The following is a 6,522-nucleotide window of genomic DNA, read 5'->3' as shown; positions in this document are numbered from 1 at the left end:
GGCAAAGCGCTTGATCGTGTCTGTTCAATATTTTTCTTACGCACTAGTGCTCATACGAATGTATTAATTCAACAGCTAGAGCAAGAGTTCGTTGTAAAACTTTCTCGTTATTCTTCAAAAATGATGATGGATGCGCGGATATTTGCGAAAATAGATATGCTTTATAAACAGTCGCAACAGGGGACATTTGAGAATGAAACAACACGTGTTCTTGAATTATGGTGGAAAAAGTTTGTTTGTCATGGTGCAAAATTAGATGAAAAAGCGAAGAAACGGCTTGTAGAAATTAATGAAAGACTCGCTTTTTTAAATGCTACTTTTGGGCAAAATGTCTTAAACGATGAAGCTGAATGGATTCTATTTTTAAAACAAACAGACTTATCTGGTTTACCGGAAGATCTCATTGCTTCAATGAAAGAAATTGCGTACGAAAGAGGCAGTGAAGAAGCCTATGCATTAACACTAGCACGCTCAATTGTTGAACCTTTTTTAAAATTCTCTGATCGTCGTGATTTGCGTAAAGTTGCATTCCAAGCTTGGGCTAAACGTGGTGAAAATAATAACAAGAATGACAATCGAACCATTATTTTAGAGATTGTTGCGCTTCGAGATGAGCAAGCTAAATTATTGGGATATAAATCTTTTGCGGATTTAAAACTCGATAATACTATGGCTAAAAGTGTTGATTCTGTTATGAATTTGCTTATGCCTGTATGGGAGCGAGCAAAAGCGAAGGCTTCTACTGAGCAAATTGAATTACAAAATTTTGCCAATAATCAGGGAAGCAATGAATCTTTAACAGCTTCGGATTGGCGTTATTATGCTGAAAAACTTCGCACTGAAAAGTTTTCTTTTGATGGCGCTGAAATTAAATATTATTTTCAACTTGATCATATGATTAAAGCGGCTTTTGGAGTAGCAGAAAAACTCTTTGGCATTACATTTGAAGAAAAAAATGCTGTTGCACTTTGGCATCCTGATGCACGTTTATGGGAAGTAAAAAAATCTGATGGAAGCTTACTTGGGCTTTTCATTGGTGATTATTTTGCACGTTCTTCAAAACGGTCTGGTGCGTGGATGAGTAGTTTGCAATCACAACATAAATTGGAAGGCGGACAAAAGCCCATTATCTACAATGTTTGTAATTTTGCTAAACCATCCAAAGGGGAGGTTGCCCTTTTATCTCTTGATGATGCACGTACGCTTTTTCACGAGTTTGGGCATGCATTGCATGGTTTGCTTTCTGATGTTGTATGGCCATCTGTATCGGGAACATCGGTTTCGCGTGATTTTGTTGAGCTGCCTTCTCAACTTTATGAACATTGGTTAACTGTACCAGAAGTATTAAAATCTTATGCTATACATGCAAAAACAGGGCTTCCTATGCCACAAGAGTTGATAGATAAAGTTTTAGCAGCACAGACATTTAGTGCTGGATTTTCTGCGGTTGAATTTATCTCATCAGCTCTCGTGGATATGGCTTTTCACCAAGGAGAAAAAGTCACTGATCCAACAGTGTTTGAACGCCAAGAATTAGACAAGCTGCAAATGCCTGATACAATTATTATGCGCCATCGTCCTCCACATTTTATGCATGTATTTGCAGGGGATGGTTATGCCGCTGGTTACTATTCTTATATGTGGTCAGAAGTGCTTGATGCTGATGCTTTTCAGGCTTTTGAAGAAACGGGAGATGTTTTTAATTCAGAGCTTGCTAATAAGTTGAAACGCTTTATTTACTCTGCTGGGGGAAGTCGTGATCCAGAGGAGCTTTATAAAGCTTTTCGGGGACGGATGCCTTTACCAGAGGCAATGATTAACAAACGTGGATTGTAAGATATAACGGCATGGTGCTAACCATGCCGTTTTCATATTCTTCGCAAAGATGTAGTTGCAATTTATGCAAATTTTCTCTTCATTATAGCTATGTAAACAGTGTTTTTATCTTATTCGCTTTTTGTTTATAGGGGAAAATAGATTTTGTATTTTAAATAGACATTATGGGAAAGAAAAATTATCAGCTCGATCTTTTTGATGTCCATTTGGTGGAAACCATGATTTTTCTATAAAACTTGATTTTTTTCTGCCTATGAGGTGGGTGTTTTGTTGTACCATATCATTAAGGCTCATTGGAGGCTGACGCATAATTTTACTTGGCTCTTGATTCTCTGATTCTTGTATAAGTTTTTTAATAACTTGATCGGTTGAGTAAGAATTTTCATGAGAAAAGGCATGAAAATTTAAAATATTTTTCAATGGCTTTTCTAAATAAGCAGCAAGTTTTTTCTTTCCTTCAGAAGTGAAATGCATGCCATTATTGGTGCGCAATTTGGTCATTTTTCCATTAATATCATAGCCTGAAAAAGAAAAGTTTCCTTCTTCATCACTAAAGCCACTCCAGATATCAAGAAAATATCCTCCTGCTGTTTCTGTTACTTGTTTGTAGAGCGCATTAAAAATTTTCATTTTTTGTGTCAAAAGGTCATTTCCAAAAGAAGGTTGACCTATCCATATCCACGATTTTCCAGAGGCATGAAGACTTTCAGCAATTTCGATAATTCTTTGTTTGTAGATGTGCATCCATTCTGATTGATCTGTGTTAATCGTGCTATGAGAGTCTATGATGGGTTGATTATCATTGGCCCCGATCATCATGATAATGACATCGGGGTTATTTTGATTAATGAGTTTAGAAATATTGCTTTGCCAAGAATAATAATCAGTTCGAACTAATCCGGAAGCTGGCATTGTGTTGTTCATAATAACGATATCACTATTATCTATAAAAAACTTCTTAAGTGCATCGGCAACAGCAGAAGCTGTAAAATCTCCTATGACAAGAATGCGCTTTGCGTTCTCATTTTTTAGCTTTTGTATGTTTTTTTGTGTTACGATCTTTTTTTGCGGCTTGTTTATTTTTTGTTCTATAATTTGCGGTGGTTGTTGCGTCTGTTTGTTATGTTGTGACAACCATTTGAAGAAGTTCGTTGCTTTACTTGGGGATGGTTGTATGATCCCCACAATAGAAAATGAAAACAGTAAGAATATCAAGTATATAAGACGCAAAAGAGACAAGACCTTATTCTCCATTATTGTTGGCGAAGGAGAAAAAGCACTTGAGATGATGGATATCCATTTTCTTTTAGACCGTAATGCAGCTGAAAAGCTTTGATTGCTTTGCGAGAGGCTGTTCCGATTTTTCCATCAATATCTCCTTTATAATATCCCAATGCACTTAAGCGAGATTGCAGTTCTTTACATTCTTGGAAGGTAATAGGCTGAAAAGGTCTTTGCCAATCATGCACTAATCCAGGACGTCCAGCAATGCGATCAGCAAGAAGGGCAACGGCAAGAGCATAACGATCTGCATTATTATAACGTTTTAGAACAAAGAAATTTTTTGTGACTAAAAATATAGGTCCTTTTTCTCCATCTGGATATTTTAACATTGCTTGTTCAGCTAATGTAGGAAGAGGATGCCCATTAGCGTATTTTACACCTAATTTTTTCCATTGTTCAAAGGAATACCAGCCTTCAGGAAGTTTTTTTCCCTGCGGCACTTTTACCTCTACTCCCCAAATAAGATTAGGTTGCCAGCCATTTTTGTGAAGAAGATTAGCAGCAGTAGCCAGAGCATCTGGAACAAAGTTCCAGATATCACGCCGTCCATCTTGATTTATATCAACAGCATAGGCGAGATAACTGCTTGGAATAAATTGTGTATGTCCCAATGCTCCGGCCCAAGATCCAGTGAGTTGAGAGCGTTTAATTTCACCACTTTGTAGAATTTTCATAGCAGAAATAAGTTGTGTATGTGCGTATTTTTCGCGTTTTTTATCGGCATAGGCTAGGGTTGCAAGCGAGCGAATGGTATCATGCATGACACTTTTATTGGCTAAAATTTTCCCATAATTGCTTTCCATTGACCAAATAGCAAGCAGAATATTACGGTCAACACCAAAACGTTTTTCAATTTGAAGAAGCCATTTATTCCATTTTTTTGCTTGGCGCCGTCCTTCTATAATAGCAATATCATGGACACGATTATCGAAATAGTTCCATGAAGGAGCAATAAATTCCGGTTGGTATGCGGCGCTTTTTAAAACTTCTGGATCAATGGCATTAATGTCTTTAAATGCCATATGAAACGTAGAAGGGCTAATATTGTGAGCAATAGCTATTTTTTTAAACTCTTTAATCCAGTGTTTAAATCCGCTATCCGCATGTGAAAATGATGCAAAAAACATTAAAAAAGCAGACAAAAGAATGGCAGAGCCAGTGACAAGGGGTCTCCAAGCTATTGACTTCTCTAAAAAAAAAGAGAAACTCTTCAATTCTGTTTTTTGCATTTTGAAATCCCCATTAATATTCAATTCATTAGATGTGCAATAACTTTATTTTGTATTTAGTTTAATCGATAATATGATCAAGAATAGGAAAAAACTGAAATAAATAATTCGTTTTAATTCCTTCAATAAATTCTCAGATTCTTTTTACATTTTTGATTGCCTATTATAATGATAATCAAAACAATAAGATATCTTTTTTACCATTTCGTAAAAACATATGATAAATAAAACAAAAAAGTTATATGAATTCATTGAGGAGGGTGAGTGTGCGTAAAATCCGGAAAGCAGTATTCCCAGTAGCAGGTCTTGGTACGCGTTTCCTTCCTGCGACAAAAACGATTCCTAAAGAAATGCTAACAGTTGTTGATAAACCTGTTATTCAATATGTTGTGGATGAGGCGAGGGAAGCTGGTATTGAGCATTTTATTTTTGTGACTGGACGCAACAAAGCAGTCATTGAGGATTATTTTGATGCGCAAGTTGAATTATACACGACACTTGCTGAATGTGGAAAGAAAGAAGATCTTGCGCATTTATATCGTTTACAGCCGTTGCCAGGGACAACGTCTTTTACACGGCAACAGCAACCTTTGGGACTAGGGCATGCTCTTTGGTGTGCACGTGAATTAGTTGCAGGGGAACCTTTTGCTTTATTATTACCCGATATGTTGATACAGGCGAAAAAGGGCTGTCTTTCTGAAATGATGAGCCTTTATGAAAAAACAGGTGGGGGAAATATTATAGCAGTTCAGGAATGCGATCCTAGAGAAACACATAAATATGGTATTGTTGGGAAAGGCAAACAGATTGCAAATGGTTTTGAAATCACAAAAATGGTAGAGAAACCAGCACAAGGAACGGCACCATCAAATTTGTACATCAATGGACGTTATATTTTGCAGCCAGAAATTTTTAATATTCTTTCCACTCAAGAACGAGGAGCAGGAAATGAAATTCAATTAACAGATGCTATGATACGGCTTTCAAATGAGCAAGATTTTTGGGGGTTGCAAGTAAAAGGGCGCACTTTTGATTGCGGTTCTAAAGCTGGTTTTATTGAAGCCAACGTTGCATTTTCTTTAGCACGCGCTGATATGCACAGCCACGTTTCTGCTTCATTGAAAAATTTACTAGAAACCATTAATGTTGAAAAGTGATATAGATCTCTCACTTAATTTTATTGATCGAATTTGATTATGACAATACCGTCTCCTCGTATGGCTTTGCAAGGTGCAGTAGCATCAGCGCTTAAAACACTTGCTAGTGAAAAGCAGGGGCTTGAAGCTCTTGAAAAAGCTCTTCTGGAAAGTCTTTCTTCTTCTTTTGAAGCGGTTGTTCAAACTATTAGAAATGCGCGTGGACATGTGGTCATTACTGGTCTTGGAAAAAGTGGTCATATAGGCACAAAAATTGCAGCAACCTTAGCCTCAACTGGTACACCTGCCTTTTTTGTGCACGCTGCAGAAGCCAATCATGGTGATCTTGGTATGATTGGATCTGATGATGTTATTCTTGCTTTATCATGGTCTGGTGAAACTCAAGAGTTAAGTGGTATTATGAGCTATGCTGCACGTTTTCGTATCCCTCTTATTGCAATGACATCAAATGAGCATTCTGTGTTAGGACGACAAGCTGATATTGTGCTATTATTACCAAAGATAGAAGAGGCTTGCCCCCATGGTTTAGCCCCTACAACTTCAACAATTATGCAATTGGCAATGGGAGATGCATTAGCGGTTTCTCTTTTAGAAATGCGTGGTTTTACCGCAACGGATTTCAAAATATATCATCCTGGTGGTTCTCTTGGTGCAAGCCTTAAATACGTGTGTGATATTATGCATGAGGGTGATAGTATTCCTCTGGTTATGCAGGGAACAGCTATGACTGAAGCGATGAATGTTTTGGTGGAAAAACATTTTGGTTGTGTTGGTGTTGTGAATCAAGAAGGTGAACTAATCGGAATTGTAACTGATGGCGATCTTGCACGTAACATTCATTTTAATTTATCAAAATTTAATGTTGACGAGGTGATGACCAAAGCTCCTAAAGTTGTAAAGCCAAATACACTTGTTGGTGCAGCAACAGCTTTTATTAATGATCATCAGATTGGTGCATTTTTCGTGGTTGAAGATAAAAAACCGATAGGAATTGTCCATTTTCATGATCTTTTGCG

Annotated in this window: 5 protein-coding genes; 3 read left to right on the top strand and 2 right to left on the bottom strand. The window is 37.2% G+C overall.

The genetic code is table 11. The features are described 5' to 3' along the window. The coding region (locus tag ACFIO3_RS07015; protein ID WP_375704245.1) for a M3 family metallopeptidase at window positions 1-1,836 on the top strand (1,836 nt) is incomplete at its 5' end. Window positions 1,837-1,998: 162 nt separating this feature from the next. On the opposite strand, the gene ACFIO3_RS07010 is transcribed toward ACFIO3_RS07015, so the two are convergent. Beyond that, window positions 1,999-3,075 (bottom strand): SGNH family hydrolase, encoded by a 1,077-nt coding sequence (locus ACFIO3_RS07010; protein WP_375606750.1) that lies wholly within the window; start codon window positions 3,073-3,075, stop codon window positions 1,999-2,001. A 14-nt stretch (window positions 3,076-3,089) separates the two neighbouring features. After that, window positions 3,090-4,349 carry a lytic murein transglycosylase gene (locus tag ACFIO3_RS07005; RefSeq protein ID WP_375606751.1) on the bottom strand — a complete coding sequence of 420 codons (1,260 nt, stop codon included), beginning with the start codon at window positions 4,347-4,349 and terminating at the stop codon, window positions 3,090-3,092. A gap of 266 nt (window positions 4,350-4,615) precedes the next feature. Here ACFIO3_RS07005 and ACFIO3_RS07000 point away from each other — a divergent pair, with 266 nt between their 5' ends. Both ACFIO3_RS07000 and ACFIO3_RS06995 read left to right on the top strand, forming a co-directional pair. Beyond that, window positions 4,616-5,506: a UTP--glucose-1-phosphate uridylyltransferase gene (locus tag ACFIO3_RS07000; protein ID WP_375606752.1), complete on the top strand. Its 891-nt coding sequence runs from the start codon at window positions 4,616-4,618 to the stop codon at window positions 5,504-5,506. 39 nt (window positions 5,507-5,545) lie between these two features. Then, the coding region (locus ACFIO3_RS06995; protein WP_375704244.1) for an SIS domain-containing protein at window positions 5,546-6,522 on the top strand (977 nt) is incomplete at its 3' end.

This window comes from Bartonella sp. AD328YNZD (genome assembly GCF_042196425.1).
The sequence above is the reverse complement of the archived record's forward strand: the minus strand, read 5'-3'. Positions and strand labels throughout refer to the sequence as shown.

Excerpts from the sequence above, each read along its gene's own strand:
- ACFIO3_RS07005 (WP_375606751.1), bottom strand. The coding sequence starts at position 4,349 with ATGCAAAAAACAGAATTGAAGAGTTTCTCTTTTTTTTTAGAGAAGTCA.